This window comes from Spirillospora sp. NPDC048819, assembly GCF_040650055.1.
Taxonomy (GTDB): Bacteria; Actinomycetota; Actinomycetes; order Streptosporangiales; family Streptosporangiaceae; genus Spirillospora.
In genome coordinates this window covers 322,143-336,223 of sequence record NZ_JBEZGN010000001.1, presented here as the reverse complement: position 1 = coordinate 336,223, position 14,081 = coordinate 322,143, and the positions used below count along the sequence as shown (strand labels likewise).

Sequence of the window (14,081 nt, the reverse complement as noted above, 5' to 3'; positions counted from 1 at the left end):
GGCCGCCGCGGACCGGGTCGGCCGAGTTGTGGGAGCAATAGAGCCGTGAGTGCCGCCGGCCGGCGCCCGGCCACCGTCCTCCGGCTTGTGCCGTGCCGGAGGACGGTGGCACTCCAGATAAGTCCGGGATGCGAATATCGTCAGAACATGAGCGATTTGGCGTATGACCCCTGGTCCCCGGAGTTCGTCGCGGACCCATACCCGGCGTTCGAGCGGCTCCGCATCGAGCGTCCCGTGTTCTTCCACGAGGCCACCGGCCAATGGGTGATCAGCCGGTACGAAGACGTCGACGCACTGCTGCGGGACCGGCGGCTCGGACGGTCGTATCTCCACGTCTCCGGCCACGAGGAGTTCGGGCAGGAGCCGGAGGCCGACTTCCTGAAGCCGTTCTGGGACCTCGTCCGCGCCGGGATGCTCGACGTGGAGCCGCCCACGCACACGCGGCTGCGGCGCCTGGTCTCCAAGGCGTTCACCGCCCGGATGGTGGAGGGCCTGCGCCCGACGATCAGGCGGCTCGCCGGCGAGCTGGCCGCGGCCCTGGCGGACAAGGGCGGCGGCGACCTGCTCGCCGAGGTCGCCGAGCCGCTGCCGGTGAACGTCATCGCGGAGATGCTCGGCATCCCCGTCCAGGACCGGCATCTCCTGCGCCCGTGGTCGGCCGACATCTGCGGAATGTACGAGCTGAACCCTCCGGATGAGGTGCAGCGGACGGCCGTCCGCGCCGCCGTCGAGTTCTCCGACTACCTGCGCGACCTGGCGCGCACCCGGCGGGACGAGCCCCGCGACGACCTCATCACCGCGCTCGCACAGGTGGTGGACGAGGGCGACCGGCTCACCGAGGACGAGCTGATCGGCACCTGCGTCCTGCTGCTCAACGCCGGACATGAGGCCACGGTCAACGCGACCGGCAACGGCTGGTGGTCGCTGTTCCGCAACCCGGCGGAGCTGGAGCGTCTCCGCGCCGACCCGTCGCTCGTCCCCACGGCCGTCGAGGAACTGCTGCGCTATGACACCCCGGCGCCCATGTTCGAGCGCTGGGTCCTGGAGGACATCACGGTCGCCGGTGTCGACATCCCCCGGGGCGCGGAGGTCGCGCTTCAGTTCGCGTCCGCCAACCGGGACCCGGAGGTGTTCGCCGACCCCGGCCGGCTCGACCTGTCCCGCGACCCGAACCCGCACATCACGTTCGGCCTCGGCATCCACTACTGCCTGGGCGCCCCGCTCGCCCGCATCGAACTCGCGGAGTCCTTCGGCGCGCTCCTCCGGCTGGCCCCCGATCTTCGCCCGTCTGCGGAGCCGAAGTGGAAGCCCGGCTACGTCCTGCGCGGCCTGGAGTCCCTCCACGTGGAACGGTCGGCTTCCTGAACCTGAACGGCCGAGCCCGCACTTGGCCCCCACCGGCGACGCGCCAATGCCGACGCTGATGTGGTGATGCCTAGTGTGCAGGGATCGGCGCTGATGTGGTGGTGCCTGGTGCGCAGGGATCGGCGCTGAGGTGGTGGTGTCTGGTGTGCCGAGGCCGATGCCGAGGCTGAGGTGGTGGTGCCTGGTGTGCCGAGGCCGACGCTGAGGTGGTGAGCCGCGTGTGCCGAGGTCGGCGCCGATGTGTCGATGCCGGTGTGTCGATGCTGACGTGGTGACGCCTATGTGGTGATGCCGGATTTCATCGGCTCTTGTTCATATCGGCCCTGTCCGGGCTGAGGGGGGTGGGCATGGGGATGCCTACGGTTTGGGCGAGCCAGCCGAAACCGCCCAGGCCGGACGGGTCGGTGAGTTCGGCGTCCTCGCCGGCGTGGCAGAGGGCGGCGACGTAGGCGCGGGGGTCGCGGTGGGCCAGGTCCAGTGGCGGGCGGGTGCCGGAGAGTCCGAGGCCGCGCAGGGCGTCGCGCTGGGTGGTCAGGAGGCTGGACGTCGCACCGGCGCGTTCACCGGCTCTGGTGCAGGCGTCCAGCGCGACGTGGGCGGTGACGTCGCAGGACCCGTCCGGGACGGCGGGGACGGTGGAGCCGTCGCGGTAGCCCGTCAGGGTTCCGTACACGGGGCGCGATTCGCGGGAGTGCGAATAGTCGACGGCGAGCGCGAGGCCCTGGGAGAGCCGCGCGACCACCGAGGCCCAGGCGGCGCAGCGGGGGTGGCCGATCTCGGCGCGGTCGCCGGGTTCGTGGAGCGGCCACCAGCGCTCCAGCCAGTCGCGGTCCTCGTCGGACGGGGAGGGGCCGGGACGTTCGGTCCCGGTGGACGGGTCGACGAGGACGGTCCGGACACCGTCCGGGGTGCGTTCGACGACGTCCAAGGGCACGTTGTCGAGCCATTCGTTCGCGACGGCGAGGCCGGTGATGCGGCTGGGCAGGTCCGGACGCCAGACGACGCGGGACGGGGTCTCGGCGGGACGGGGTGCGATCTCCACGGCCGTGGGGACGAGCCGGGCCGCCAGGTCGGGTGGCGCGCACGCCACGATGTTGCTCACCAGGTGCCCGGATCCGGCGCCGATGTCGACGACGTCCAGCCGTTCGGGGCGGCCGAGAAGGGCGTCGACCTCGACCAGCAGGCGGGTGATGGCGGCGGCGAAGCGCGGTGAGGCGTGCACCGATGTGCGGAAGTGCTCGGCGGGACGTTCCCCGCGCCGGTAGAAACCGTCATCCCCGTACAGCGCCCGGTCCATCGCGGTGCGCCATGTAAGCCATTCGGAAACCAACGCCGCCACGACTCTGACGTTATCGCGGCCGGAGGCATCCGCCGTCCCATCTTCGCGGGGCGTTCTCGCGCGGCCGCGCGGGCCATCCTTACGGTGGACGCGGGTCCGACCTGCGACTGATCCCGTTCTGACCTGCATGTCCGTACCCTGGCGGCATGGTGGCGAGCGCATGGGATTGGCTGCGGCGGAAGAAGCCGCTGGTCGACGCGTTCTTCGCGCTGCCGATCCTGTTCTTCGCCCTGCCCTCGCTGCTGGGGAACTCCTACGGGATCGACGACGGGTGGTACGTGCTCCTGACGATCGGGCTGACCGGCCCTCTCGTCCTGCGCCGGACGTTCCCGCGCGCGGTGTTCGCCGCGGTCGCGTTGATCTCGTTCGTCCAGTGCGTGCTGGGCGTGGCCCCGGTGCAGGCGAACATCGCGGTCCTGATGGGGCTCTACACGGTCACGGCGGGCTTCTCGTTGCGCTGGGGGCTCGCGGCGGTCATGGTCGCGGAGGTCGGCGCGGTCCTGGCGACGTTCCGCTACCCGTCCGGCGCCGACGACATGAAGTACGCGTTCGTCATGATGACGGTGCTGGTCGCGGGCACGTGGCTTCTCGGCCTGCACATGCGGACGCGCCGCGCGTACCTGCGTTCGGTGGAGGAACGGGCCGAACGGCTGGAGCGCGAACGCGACAACGAGGTCAAGGTGGCCATGGCCGCCGAGCGCGCGCGCATCGCCCGCGAGCTTCATGATGTCGTGGCCCATAACGTCAGTGTCATCGTGGTGCAGGCGGACGGCGCCTCCTACGCGATCGACACCGATGTGGGACGGGCCAGGCAGGCGCTCGACACGATCTCCTCGACGGGACGGCTGGCGCTGGCGGAGATGCGGCGGCTCCTCGGCGTCCTGCGGGAGAACGACGACGCGGGGGTGTTCGCGCCTCAGCCCGGGGTGGCGGAGCTGGACGACCTGATCGAGCACGTCCGCGCGTCCGGGGTGGCGGTGACGTTCGAGATGGACGGGACGCCGCCGGCCATGTCGGACGGGCGTCAGCTCACGGTCTACCGGATCGTCCAGGAGGCGCTGACCAACACGCTCAAGCACGGAGGGCCGCGTGTGGCGGCGGCGGTCCGGCTGCGGTACGCGGAGGACGCCCTGGAGATCCGGGTGGACGACGACGGGCGAGGTGCCGCCGCCCCCGACGACGGGCGGGGCCACGGCCTCGCCGGAATGCGGGAGCGGGTCGCCGTGTACGGGGGCGAAGTGCGCGCGGCGCCGCGTCCCGGCGGCGGGTTCGAGGTGGTCGCGCGGATCCCGGTGCGTGAGGAAGTGGGTGCGTCATGACGGAGCGAGGGCGGGGCGCCGGTGCGTCCCGCGTTGGGAGTGCGCGTGACGGAGGATGAGGACGAGGCGGCGCCCATCCGGGTGGTGCTGGTCGACGATCAGGAGCTGGTGCGGGCCGGGTTCACGATGGTCCTGGACGCGCAGCCCGACATCGAGGTCGTCGGCGAGGCCGGGGACGGCGCGCAGGCCCTCGAACTGCTGCGGGGCACGCGGGCGGACGTCGTCCTCATGGATGTGCGGATGCCGCGGATGGACGGGATCGAGGCGACCCGGCGGGTGGTGGCGGGGTCGGGGCCGAAGGTCATCATCCTGACCACGTTCGACCTGGACGAGTACGCGTTCGCGGCGATCAAGGCGGGGGCGGGCGGGTTCCTGCTGAAGGACGCGGGTCCGGCGCAGCTGATCGAGGCGATCAAGGCGGTGCATTCGGGGGACGCGGTGGTGGCGCCGAGCACGACGAAGCGGCTGCTGGACCGGTTCGCGGTGCATCTGCCGGACGCGGAGCAGAGGGCGGGCGGGGCGCTGGAGAGCCTGACCGAGCGGGAGGGCGAGGTGCTGCGGCTCGTCGCGCGGGGACTGTCGAACGCGGAGATCGCGGGACGGCTGTTCGTCTCGGAAGCGACGGTGAAGACCCATATGGGACGGATTCTTATGAAGTTGGGTCTTCGGGACCGGGTGCAGGCCGTCGTTTTCGCCTACGAGACAGGTCTGGTCAAAAGCGGCCAAAATGGCGACTCGCTGTAACAGCATGATTACTCTATGGTGACTTCTTGCCTTCACCATGGGGTTTAGCGTTGATCTACCTGAGAGTAGCTGGGTAACTACCGTACGCGACGCCGTCTTCGTGGGCGACGTCGGCAGTTGTCAGATCGGGCCTGCTAAGCCCCACGTACGGGAGGACTTTCGTGATCAAGAAGCTTGCCGCGACCGGCGTTCTCAGCTTCGCCGTCGCCGCCTCGGCCCTCGGCGCCGCACCCGCGCACGCCGCCACCTTCGGAGGCCACGGCGGCCACGGAGGCCACGGCGGTGGCGACGGCTGGTTCTCCGACAACGAGACCAGCGGTAAGGGGTCGATCCTGGGCGGGAACCAGGTCATCGTGCCCATCTCCGTCCCGATCAACGTCTGCGGGAACGCCGTCGCCGTCATCGGCATCGCGGGCGCGAAGTGCAAGGGCGGCGCCGAGGTCGAATACGGGCACTGATTCACCACGGACGGACATCCGTCCAACGCCTAAGCGCCGGAAACCCGGGAGGGTCTCCGGCGCTTTCGCGTCGCGCCCGCAAGGCACGCGGCGGTTCGCGGTGCGGTGGTCCGTGCGTGCGGTGGCCCGTGCGTGCGGTGGTGCGTGCGTGGGGTGGGTCCGTGCGTGGGGTGGGTCCGTGCGTGGGGGGACGGGTTCGTACGACTCAGGTCGTACGGGGAGCCTCCGGGTAGCCGGGAGGCTGACGCGAGCGTGGCCGCTGGGCCGATGGCAGGCGCGGCGCGGATTCCTAGCGTGGTCCCCGATCAGTCCGGACCATGAAGGAGTCATCGTGACCAGCACGTTCGCCGATCCGCCCGGAGGAACCCCCGCCGCCGCAGCACCGCCGGCCGTGACGGCCGAGGACGTGTCGAAGGTGTACGGGTCCGGTGACGCGGCCGTGCACGCGTTGCGCGGGGTCAGCGCCGGCTTCGCCCGGGGCGCGTTCACCGCGATCATGGGGCCGTCCGGGTCCGGGAAGTCCACGCTGATGCACTGCCTGGCCGGGCTGGACACCGTCACCGGCGGCCGGATCGCCCTCGGCGAAGCCGAGATCACCGGGATGGGGGACCGGCAGCTGACGCTGCTGCGGCGTGACCGTGTCGGGTTCGTGTTCCAGGCGTTCAACCTGCTGCCGACGCTCACCGCCGAGCAGAACATCCTGCTCCCCATGGAACTGGCGGGCCGCAAGCCGGACCGTGCGTGGTTCGACCGGGTCGTCGACGTCCTGGGGCTGCGCGACCGGCTGGGGCACCGCCCGAACGAGCTTTCGGGCGGCCAGCAGCAGCGGGTGGCGTGCGCCCGCGCGATCGTCGCCCGCCCCGAGGTGATCTTCGCGGACGAGCCGACCGGCAACGTCGACTCCCGGGCGGGCGCCGAGATCCTCGGGTTCCTGCGCTCGTCGGTCCGGGAGATGGGCCAGACGGTCGTGATGGTCACCCACGACCCGGTGGCCGCCTCGTACGCCGACCGGGTCGTGTTCCTGCGGGACGGCGAGATCGTGTCCGAGATCGTCCAGCCGACGCCCGCCGCCGTCCTCGACCGGCTCAAGAGCCTGGAGGCGTGATGCTGAGGACGACCCTGGCGGGCCTTCGCGCCCACAAGCTGCGGCTGCTGCTGACGGCGGTGGCCATCACCCTCGGCGTCGGGTTCATCTCCGGCACGTTCGTGCTGACGGACACGATGGACAAGGGCGTCGCGAAGACGTTCGCGAAGTCCGCCGACAAGGTGGATTTCGCGGTGGTGCCGAAGAGCGACGACCCCGAGAAGGGCATCTCCGCCGACACGTTCCGGAAGGTTCGCGCGCTGCCCGGTGTGACCGACGTGCACGGCATGGTGAAGGGCGACGCCGCCCTCGTCGGCAAGGACGGTAAGGCGGTCGGCGACTTCCCCACGGTCGGGATGTCGGTCCCGTCCGGGCCGCTGCTGCGCTATGACGTCGACAAGGGACGAACCCCGTCCGGTGGAGGCGAGACCGTCCTCGACAGTGATGTGGCCAAGCGGGAGGGCTTCACCGTCGGTGACACGGTCACGATCCTGGACAACGACAACAGGCAGCACCGGTTCAACGTCGTCGGGGTGGTCGACTTCGGCATCGACGAGGACGCCAACTTCCTGGGCGCAGTGGGCTTCGACACTCCGACCACGATCATGATGACCGGCGAGAAGACCTACCGCGAGATCGACGTCGCGGGCGGCGAACGCATGGCGATCGAGGCCGCCGCCGGCCCGTCCAACAAGGTCTACACCGGCGCGGAACTCGGCGCGCGGCTGGCGAAGGCGGCGGGCGCCGACACCGAGATCATCCGCACCGGGCTGCTGATCTTCGGGCTGGTGGCGATGCTGGTGTCCGCCCTGGTCATCTACAACACGTTCTCGATCCTGATCGCGCAGCGGATGCGGGAGATGGCGCTGCTGCGCTGCGTCGGCGCGACCCGCCGGCAGGTGTTCGGCGGCGTGGTCGCCGAGTCCGCGGTGGTCGGCCTCGCCGGCTCGCTGCTCGGCCTCGCCGTCGGCGTCGGCCTCGGCGAGGGCGTGCTCGTCGCGATCAGCAGGCTGGACTTCGGCGTGGACGTCGTCGCGCCGTCCCTCACGGTGCGGACGATCGTGGTCGGCCTTGCGGTCGGCATCGTCGTGACGGTCCTGTCCGCGCTGCTGCCGGCCCGCGCCGCGACCCGCGTCGCACCCGTCGCCGCGCTGCGCTCCGACCTGGAGCCGGGCAGCGGGCGGTTCCGCCTCGGCGGGCCGCGCACGGCGATCGCCGTCCTGCTCGGCGCCGCGGGCCTGGCCATCGGCGGGCTCGGCTCGCTCGCCATGGACAAGGGCGAGGCCGCGATGTACGTGGTCGCGCTCGCCGGCGGCGTGTTCTTCCTCGCGGTGATCGCGGCGATGCCGGCGCTCGTCCGGCCGCTGGGGCGGCTCGCGGGCGCGGTCCCGGCGCGGCTCGGCGGCGTCCCCGGCCGGCTCGCGGTCGCGAACGCGCAGCGCGCCCCGCGCCGCACCGCGACCACGACGATCGCGCTGACCGTCGGCGTGGGGCTGATGAGCCTGTTCGCGGTGATCGCGGCGAGCGGCAAGGCGACCGCGGCGGACAAACTGGAGGAGCAGTTCCCCGCCGAGTTCCAGATCCAGACGCAGAACGCGGACGGACGCGTTCCGCGGGCGCTCGCGGAGGCGCTGCGCGGCCGTCCCGAGATCGCCTCGGTCGTCGAGACCCGCCGGCAGGAGACGAAGATCGGCGGGGAGGAGGAGCGGGTCGCCGCCGTCACCGCGTCGGCGCTCGGCACGATCGTGAAGCCCGAGATGAAGGAGGGCACGCTCGACGCGGCCCTCGAACCGGGGACCGCGATGGTGGACGAGACGATCGCCGAGCAGCCGGGCTACGGCATCGGGCGGACCATCCGGGTCGAGACCCCGCACGGCACCGTCCCCGTGAAGATCACCGCCGTGTACGGCCTGGGGGCGCAGCTCGCGGGGGTCATCGTCCCGGAAGCCGACTTCACCCGGTACTTCGGCGCCGTGGACCCTTCGGCGCTCCACATCAAGACCCATGACGACGTTCCCGCCGCCGCGGCCCGCAGAGCCGTCGAGGACGCGGCGCAGCCCTACCCGGCAGCCAAGGTGACGTCCGCCGCGGAGTTCAAGGAGGCGATGACCGAGTCGATCGACATGATCCTCATGATCTTCGCCGGGCTGCTCGGCCTCGCGATCGTCATCGCGCTGTTCGGCATCGCGAACACCCTCACCCTCTCGGTCGTGGAACGGACCCGGGAGTCGGCGCTGCTGCGCGCCCTCGGCCTCACCAAACGCCAGCTCCGCCGGATGCTGTCCGTCGAGGCCCTGGTCATGGCCGTGATCGGCGCGTTCACGGGGGTCGTGCTCGGGGTCGCGTTCGGGTGGGCCGCGACGAACGCGATGGCCGACGACTCGCTGTTCGCACTGCCGTACCTGCAGGTGACCGGTTTCGTCCTCCTCGCCGGCGCCGCCGGGACGGCCGCCGCGGTGATGCCCGCGCGGCGCGCCGCCAAGACGTCCATCGTGGAGTCCCTCGCCCATGACTGAATGGGGACCCGGGGTGGCGATCGTCACCCACCGGAGCGCGTGACCTGGACCCGCGGGTACCCTGTTTCGCGTCCGGTACCTCTGAGGACTGGAACGAACCGATGGACCCTCACGTCACGCCTTCCTCCGCCGCGCCCGGAAACGGGCCGGTCGCCGGTGGAGAGACCCCGGAGGACCGGCCCGCACGGCTCGCGGTCGGCGTCGTCGGCGCCGGCCGCGTCGGCACGGCGCTCGGCGTCGCGCTGTCCCGCGCGGGCCACCGCGTGGTCGCCGCGACCGCCGTGTCCGAGCGGTCGCGGTCGCGCGTCGAGGAACGCCTCCCCGGCGCGGACGTCGCACCGCCGCCGGACGTCGTCACGGCCGCCGACCTGGTGCTGCTGACCGTCCCGGACGATGAGCTGCCCGAACTGGCGACCGGCCTGGTCTCCGCGGGCGTCCCCGTCACCGGCAAGCTGATCATGCACACCAGCGGGCGCTACGGCACCGCCGTCCTCGACCCCCTCACCCGCGCCGGCGCCCTCCCGCTCGCCCTGCACCCGGTCATGACGTTCACCGGACGTCCGGACGACGTGAACCGCCTCACCGGCATCTCGTTCGGCGTCACCTCGCCCGAGCCGCTGCGCCCCGTCGCCGAGGCGCTCGTCCTGGAGATGGGCGGCGAACCCGTCTGGATCACCGAGGAACGCCGCCCGCTGTACCACGCGGCGCTCGCCGGCGGCGCGAACCACCTGGTCACGCTGGTCGTCGAGGCGATGGACCTGCTGCACGCCGCCGGCGTCGCCGAACCCGGCCGGATGCTCGGCCCGCTGCTCGGCGCCGCCCTCGACAACGGGCTGCGCCTCGGCATCGACGGCCTCACCGGCCCCGTCGCCCGCGGCGACGCCGGAACCGTGTCCGGCCACATCGACGAACTGGCGAAGGTGTCGCCGGAGAGCCGCCGCGCCTACGTCGCGCTGGCCCGCCTCACCGCCGACCGGGCCCTCGCCGCCGGAATGCTCAAGCCCGAGGACGCCGAACGCCTCCTCGAAGCACTGGCCGATTGACCAGGGAGACAACAGTGCGGCCTGCCGACCCGGCGCTCACCCGCCACCCCGCGCCCCCCCATCCACCCAGCACGTGCCCTCATAGCCCGTACAGGCCACGGCTTCACGACGTGGGCGGCCGGGGCGGACCGAGCGAATCGAAGGGCATGTCGTGACCCCGGTCATCGCGCGTACACGCGAGGAGCTGGCCGAGGCCCGCTCCGGGATCAAAGGGACGCTGGCGCTCGTCCCGACCATGGGAGCGCTGCACGAAGGCCACCGCTCCCTGATCCGGCAGGCCCGCCGCAGCGCGGACGCCGCGGCGGTCAGCATCTTCGTCAACCCCCTCCAGTTCGCGCCCGGCGAGGACTTCGACCGCTACCCCCGGACGTTCGACACCGACCTCGAAGCATGCGCCGCGGAAGGCGTGGACCTCGTGTTCGCCCCCACCCGGGACGTCATGTATCCGGGCGAGCCGCAGGTCACGATCAAGTCGGGGCCGATGGGCGAGATCGTCGAGGGCGCCGCGCGTCCCGGCCACTTCGACGGGATGCTCACCGTCGTGCTGAAGCTGCTCAACCTCGTCCGGCCCGACGTGGCGATCTTCGGGGAGAAGGACGCTCAGCAGCTCGCGATGATCCGCCGCATGGTCGCCGACCTGAACGTCCCCGTGCGGGTCGCGGGCGGCCCGACCGTCCGGGAACCCGACGGCCTGGCCCTCTCCAGCCGCAACCGCTACCTCTCCGCGTCCGAACGCCACACCGCCGCGGCCCTCTCGCGTGCCCTCCGGGCCGGGGCGGACGCCGCCGCCGAGGGACCCGAGGCCGTGATCGGCGCCGCGAACGCCGTCCTGGACAAGGCAGCGACCGCCGACCCGCCCCTCGTCCTCGACTACCTGGTCCTCGTCGACCCCGGCACCTTCACCACGATCACGGGCCCCCGCACCGGCCCCGCCGTCCTCGCCGTCGCGGGCCGCGTCGGCACCACGCACCTGATCGACAACGTTTCCCTCCAGCTCGGCAAGGAGCACTGATGTTCCGGACGATGTTCAAGTCCAAGATCCACCGCGCGACCGTGACGCAGGCCGACCTGCACTATGTCGGATCGCTGACCATCGACCAGGACCTGATGGACGCCGCCGACCTCCTCCCCGGCGAGCAGGTCTCCGTCGTCGACATCGACAACGGCGCCCGGCTGGAGACGTACCTGATCGCGGGCGAGCGCGGCTCCGGCGTGATCGGCATCAACGGCGCCGCCGCCCGCCTCGTGGCCCCCGGCGACCTGGTGATCATCATCAGCTACGCCCAGCTCAGCGATGCCGAGGCCCGCGAGTTCGTCCCCCGCGTCGTGCACGTCGACCGGTCCAACAAGATCATCTCCCTGGGCTCCGACCCCGCCGAGCCCGTCCCCGGCGCCGGCACGACCCGCGGCGACCTCGTCCACCCCTAGAGGACTCTTCAAGACGCCCGACCACGGGTGGGCGAACGCCCGGGACGGCGGCACCGGCCCGCCGTAGACGGTGAGGCCTCCGGACCCCCGCACGCCCGCCTCCACCTGCCGTGACCTGCCACGTTGCCCACCGGCCGCTGTCCGCCCTGGGCTCGTGCGGTGCTGAGGCGGGTGTGCGGGTGTGCGGGTGGGCGGTTCGGGCGGGTGATAACGGCCACTGTGCGGGGGCGGGCGGCTGAGCGGAGCGGGATTAGGGTCATAATGACGAGAACCGATCCCGAGGAGGGTCCGTGATCCCTTCCGTTCTGTACGCCCCCGCCCCCGGCTGGAGCACCGAGACCGACGTCGTCGTCATCGGCTCCGGCATCGCCGGCCTGGTCACCGCGCTGCGCTGCCGTCCCCGCGGGCGGGTGCTGCTCGTCACCAAAGCTCTCCTGGACGCGGGTTCCACGCGCTGGGCGCAGGGCGGGATCGCCGCCGCGCTCGCCCCCGACGACACCCCCGAAGAGCACCTCGCCGACACGCTCACCGCCGGTGTCGGGCTGTGCGACGAGGACGCCGTCCGGGCCCTGGTCACCGAAGGGCCGGACGCCGTCCGCGGCCTCATCGACCTCGGCGCCGCGTTCGACCGCGCCGGCGGGGACATCGCGCTGACCCGCGAGGGCGGCCACCACCGCCGCCGCATCGCCCACGCGGGCGGGGACGCCACGGGGGCGGAGATCAGCCGCGCCCTTCTCGCCGCGCTCAAGGACTCCGGTGTCGAGGTCATCGAGCACGCGCTGGTCCTCGACCTGCTGAAGGACGCCGCCGGACGCGCGGCCGGGATCACCCTGCACGTCATGGGCGAGGGCCAGCCCGGCGGCGTCGGCGCCGTCCGGGCCCGCGCGGTCGTGCTCGCGACCGGCGGGCTCGGCCAGGTGTTCTCCGCCACGACCAACCCCGAGGTCTCGACCGGTGACGGCGTCGCGCTCGCGCTGCGCGCCGGTGCCGAGGTCACCGACCTGGAGTTCGTCCAGTTCCATCCGACCGTGTTCTGGCTCGGCGACGGCGCGCGCGGCCAGCAGCCGCTGATCTCCGAGGCCGTCCGCGGTGAGGGCGCCCACCTCGTCGACCACGACGGCGACCGCTTCATGGCCGGACTCCACGAACTCGCCGAACTCGCGCCGCGCGATGTCGTCGCCAAAGGAATCATGAACCGGATGCGCGAGACGGGCACGTCCCACATGCTGCTGGACGGCCGGCACCTCGGCGCGGCGACATGGGAGCACCGTTTCCCGACCATCCTGGCCGCCTGCAGGCACCACGGCATCGACCCGGTGACCGAGCCGATCCCCGTCGTCCCTGCCGCGCACTACGCGAGTGGAGGCGTCCGCACGGACTTGCACGGCCGCACGTCCGTCCCCGGCCTGTACGCGTGCGGCGAGGTCGCCTGCACCGGTGTCCACGGCGCGAACCGCCTGGCGTCCAACTCCCTCCTGGAGGGCCTGGTGTTCGCCGACCGGATAGCCACGGCCCTCCAAACCGACGCGGTGGGCGACGGCGGGGGAGAGGGCGCGGGCATGCCGGGCGGCTCCGGGCTGCTCGGGGCGGCGGGGCGTGAGGAGATTCAGCGGATCATGACGTCGTACGCGGGTGTGCTGCGTAGGGCGGAGGGGCTGGAGACCGCCGCCCGCGAACTGGCCGGGTTGCCCGGGGAGGGCGCGGAGCCGGGTGTGGAGGCGTGGGAGGCCACCAACCTGCACACCGTCGCGTCCGCGATCGTGGCGGCGGCGCGGCGGCGGGAGGAGACGCGCGGGTCCCACTGGCGTGAGGACTTCCCCGAGCGCGTGGACGGCGCGTGGCGCGGTCATCTTGTGACGCGGCTGGTGGGGAACGCCCTGACGACCGGCTACGAACCTCTGGAAGGAAAGCGCTCATGACACCGGAACTGTCGCAGAAGCTGAGTGACGCGGGGCTCGATCCACAGACTGTGGAAAACCTCGTCCGGACGGCGCTCGCGGAGGACGGCGAGGTCGACGTCACCAGCATGCCGATCTTCGCGCCGGACGAGACCGCGGCCGGGAACCTCACCGCACGGGAGGACGGTGTCGTCGCAGGCGTCCCGGTCGCCTGTGTCGTCTTCGAGGTCGTGGACGTGGAGTACGAGGCGAGGGTGGAGGACGGGGACCATGTCGCCCCCGGGCAGGTCCTCATCTCGGTCGGCGGGCAGACCAGAGCCGTGCTGCGCGCAGAACGGACCGCCCTGAACCTGCTCACCCACCTGTCCGGCATCGCCACGGCGACGCGGAGGTGGACGGACGCGATGGCCGGCACCAAGGCCAAGGTCCGCGACACCCGCAAGACCCTGCCCGGCCTGCGCGCCCTGCAGAAGTACGCCGTGCACTGCGGCGGCGGCGTCAACCACCGGATGGGCCTGTACGACGCCGCGCTCATCAAGGACAACCACGTCGCGGCCGCCGGAAGCGTCACCAAGGCGTTCGAGGCCATCCGCGCCGTGTACCCGTCCCTGCACGTCCAGGTGGAGTGCGACACCCTCGCGCAGGTCGAGGAGGCCCTCGCGGTGGGCGCCACGAGCATCCTGCTCGACAACATGACCGACGCCGAGATGGCCGAGGCGGTGCGGCTCGTCGCGGGGCGGGCGGAACTCGAAGCGAGCGGTGGCCTTACCCTGGAGCGGGCTCGAGACGTCGCCGTGACCGGGGTGGACTACCTTGCCGTCGGCGCGTTGACGCACTCGGCCCGCGTCTTCGACATCGGCCTTGACTTCACCTGACCAGCGGGGACC

10 protein-coding genes and 1 pseudogene are annotated in these 14,081 nt (G+C 72.0%); 10 read left to right on the top strand and 1 reads right to left on the bottom strand.

Annotated elements, in window-relative coordinates; all coding sequences use genetic code 11:
* The first annotated feature begins 147 nt into the window (after positions 1 to 147).
* Positions 148 to 1,365: a cytochrome P450 gene (locus AB0C35_RS01680; protein WP_358449322.1), complete on the top strand. Its 1,218-nt coding sequence runs from the start codon at positions 148 to 150 to the stop codon at positions 1,363 to 1,365.
* Between the two features lie 298 nt (positions 1,366 to 1,663).
* On the opposite strand, the gene AB0C35_RS01675 is transcribed toward AB0C35_RS01680, so the two are convergent.
* On the bottom strand, positions 1,664 to 2,704 hold the full coding sequence (locus AB0C35_RS01675; protein ID WP_358449320.1) for an SAM-dependent methyltransferase: 1,041 nt from the start codon (positions 2,702 to 2,704) through the stop codon (positions 1,664 to 1,666).
* 146 nt (positions 2,705 to 2,850) lie between these two features.
* On the opposite strand from AB0C35_RS01675, the gene AB0C35_RS01670 reads away from it, so the two are divergent.
* The 9 genes and pseudogenes from AB0C35_RS01670 (at position 2,851) to AB0C35_RS01630 (ending at position 14,069) form a co-directional block, all read left to right on the top strand.
* Positions 2,851 to 4,023, top strand: a complete 1,173-nt coding sequence (locus tag AB0C35_RS01670; RefSeq protein ID WP_358449318.1) for a sensor histidine kinase — start codon at positions 2,851 to 2,853, stop codon at positions 4,021 to 4,023.
* A 45-nt stretch (positions 4,024 to 4,068) separates the two neighbouring features.
* Positions 4,069 to 4,767 (top strand): response regulator transcription factor, encoded by a 699-nt coding sequence (locus tag AB0C35_RS01665; protein ID WP_358449316.1) that lies wholly within the window; start codon positions 4,069 to 4,071, stop codon positions 4,765 to 4,767.
* Positions 4,768 to 4,928: 161 nt separating this feature from the next.
* On the top strand, positions 4,929 to 5,225 hold the full coding sequence (locus AB0C35_RS01660) for a chaplin (protein ID WP_358449314.1): 297 nt from the start codon (positions 4,929 to 4,931) through the stop codon (positions 5,223 to 5,225).
* A 331-nt stretch (positions 5,226 to 5,556) separates the two neighbouring features.
* A complete protein-coding gene (locus AB0C35_RS01655; protein WP_358449312.1) occupies positions 5,557 to 6,330 on the top strand; it encodes an ABC transporter ATP-binding protein in 774 nt (257 codons plus the stop codon).
* Entirely contained in the window at positions 6,330 to 8,825 is a 2,496-nt protein-coding gene (locus AB0C35_RS01650; RefSeq protein WP_358449310.1) for an FtsX-like permease family protein, read from the top strand. The genes AB0C35_RS01655 and AB0C35_RS01650 overlap by 1 nt, the downstream gene beginning before the upstream one ends.
* Positions 8,826 to 8,926: 101 nt before the next feature.
* Positions 8,927 to 9,868 carry a DUF2520 domain-containing protein gene (locus tag AB0C35_RS01645; protein ID WP_358449308.1) on the top strand — a complete coding sequence of 314 codons (942 nt, stop codon included), beginning with the start codon at positions 8,927 to 8,929 and terminating at the stop codon, positions 9,866 to 9,868.
* A 151-nt stretch (positions 9,869 to 10,019) separates the two neighbouring features.
* Positions 10,020 to 10,880 carry a pantoate--beta-alanine ligase gene (gene panC, locus AB0C35_RS01640; RefSeq protein ID WP_358449306.1) on the top strand — a complete coding sequence of 287 codons (861 nt, stop codon included), beginning with the start codon at positions 10,020 to 10,022 and terminating at the stop codon, positions 10,878 to 10,880.
* Positions 10,880 to 11,296 carry an aspartate 1-decarboxylase gene (gene panD, locus AB0C35_RS01635; protein WP_358449304.1) on the top strand — a complete coding sequence of 139 codons (417 nt, stop codon included), beginning with the start codon at positions 10,880 to 10,882 and terminating at the stop codon, positions 11,294 to 11,296. Before panC ends, panD begins: the two co-directional genes overlap by 1 nt.
* Before the next feature lie 290 nt (positions 11,297 to 11,586).
* Positions 11,587 to 14,069, top strand: a pseudogene (locus AB0C35_RS01630) (L-aspartate oxidase).
* Positions 14,070 to 14,081: the final 12 nt, after the last annotated feature.

Excerpts from the sequence above, each read along its gene's own strand:
- AB0C35_RS01680 (WP_358449322.1), top strand. The coding sequence starts at position 148 with ATGAGCGATTTGGCGTATGACCCCTGGTCCCCGGAGTTCGTCGCGGAC.
- AB0C35_RS01670 (WP_358449318.1), top strand. The coding sequence starts at position 2,851 with ATGGTGGCGAGCGCATGGGATTGGCTGCGGCGGAAGAAGCCGCTGGTC.
- AB0C35_RS01650 (WP_358449310.1), top strand. The coding sequence starts at position 6,330 with ATGCTGAGGACGACCCTGGCGGGCCTTCGCGCCCACAAGCTGCGGCTG.
- AB0C35_RS01645 (WP_358449308.1), top strand. The coding sequence starts at position 8,927 with ATGGACCCTCACGTCACGCCTTCCTCCGCCGCGCCCGGAAACGGGCCG.
- panD (WP_358449304.1), top strand. The coding sequence starts at position 10,880 with ATGTTCCGGACGATGTTCAAGTCCAAGATCCACCGCGCGACCGTGACG.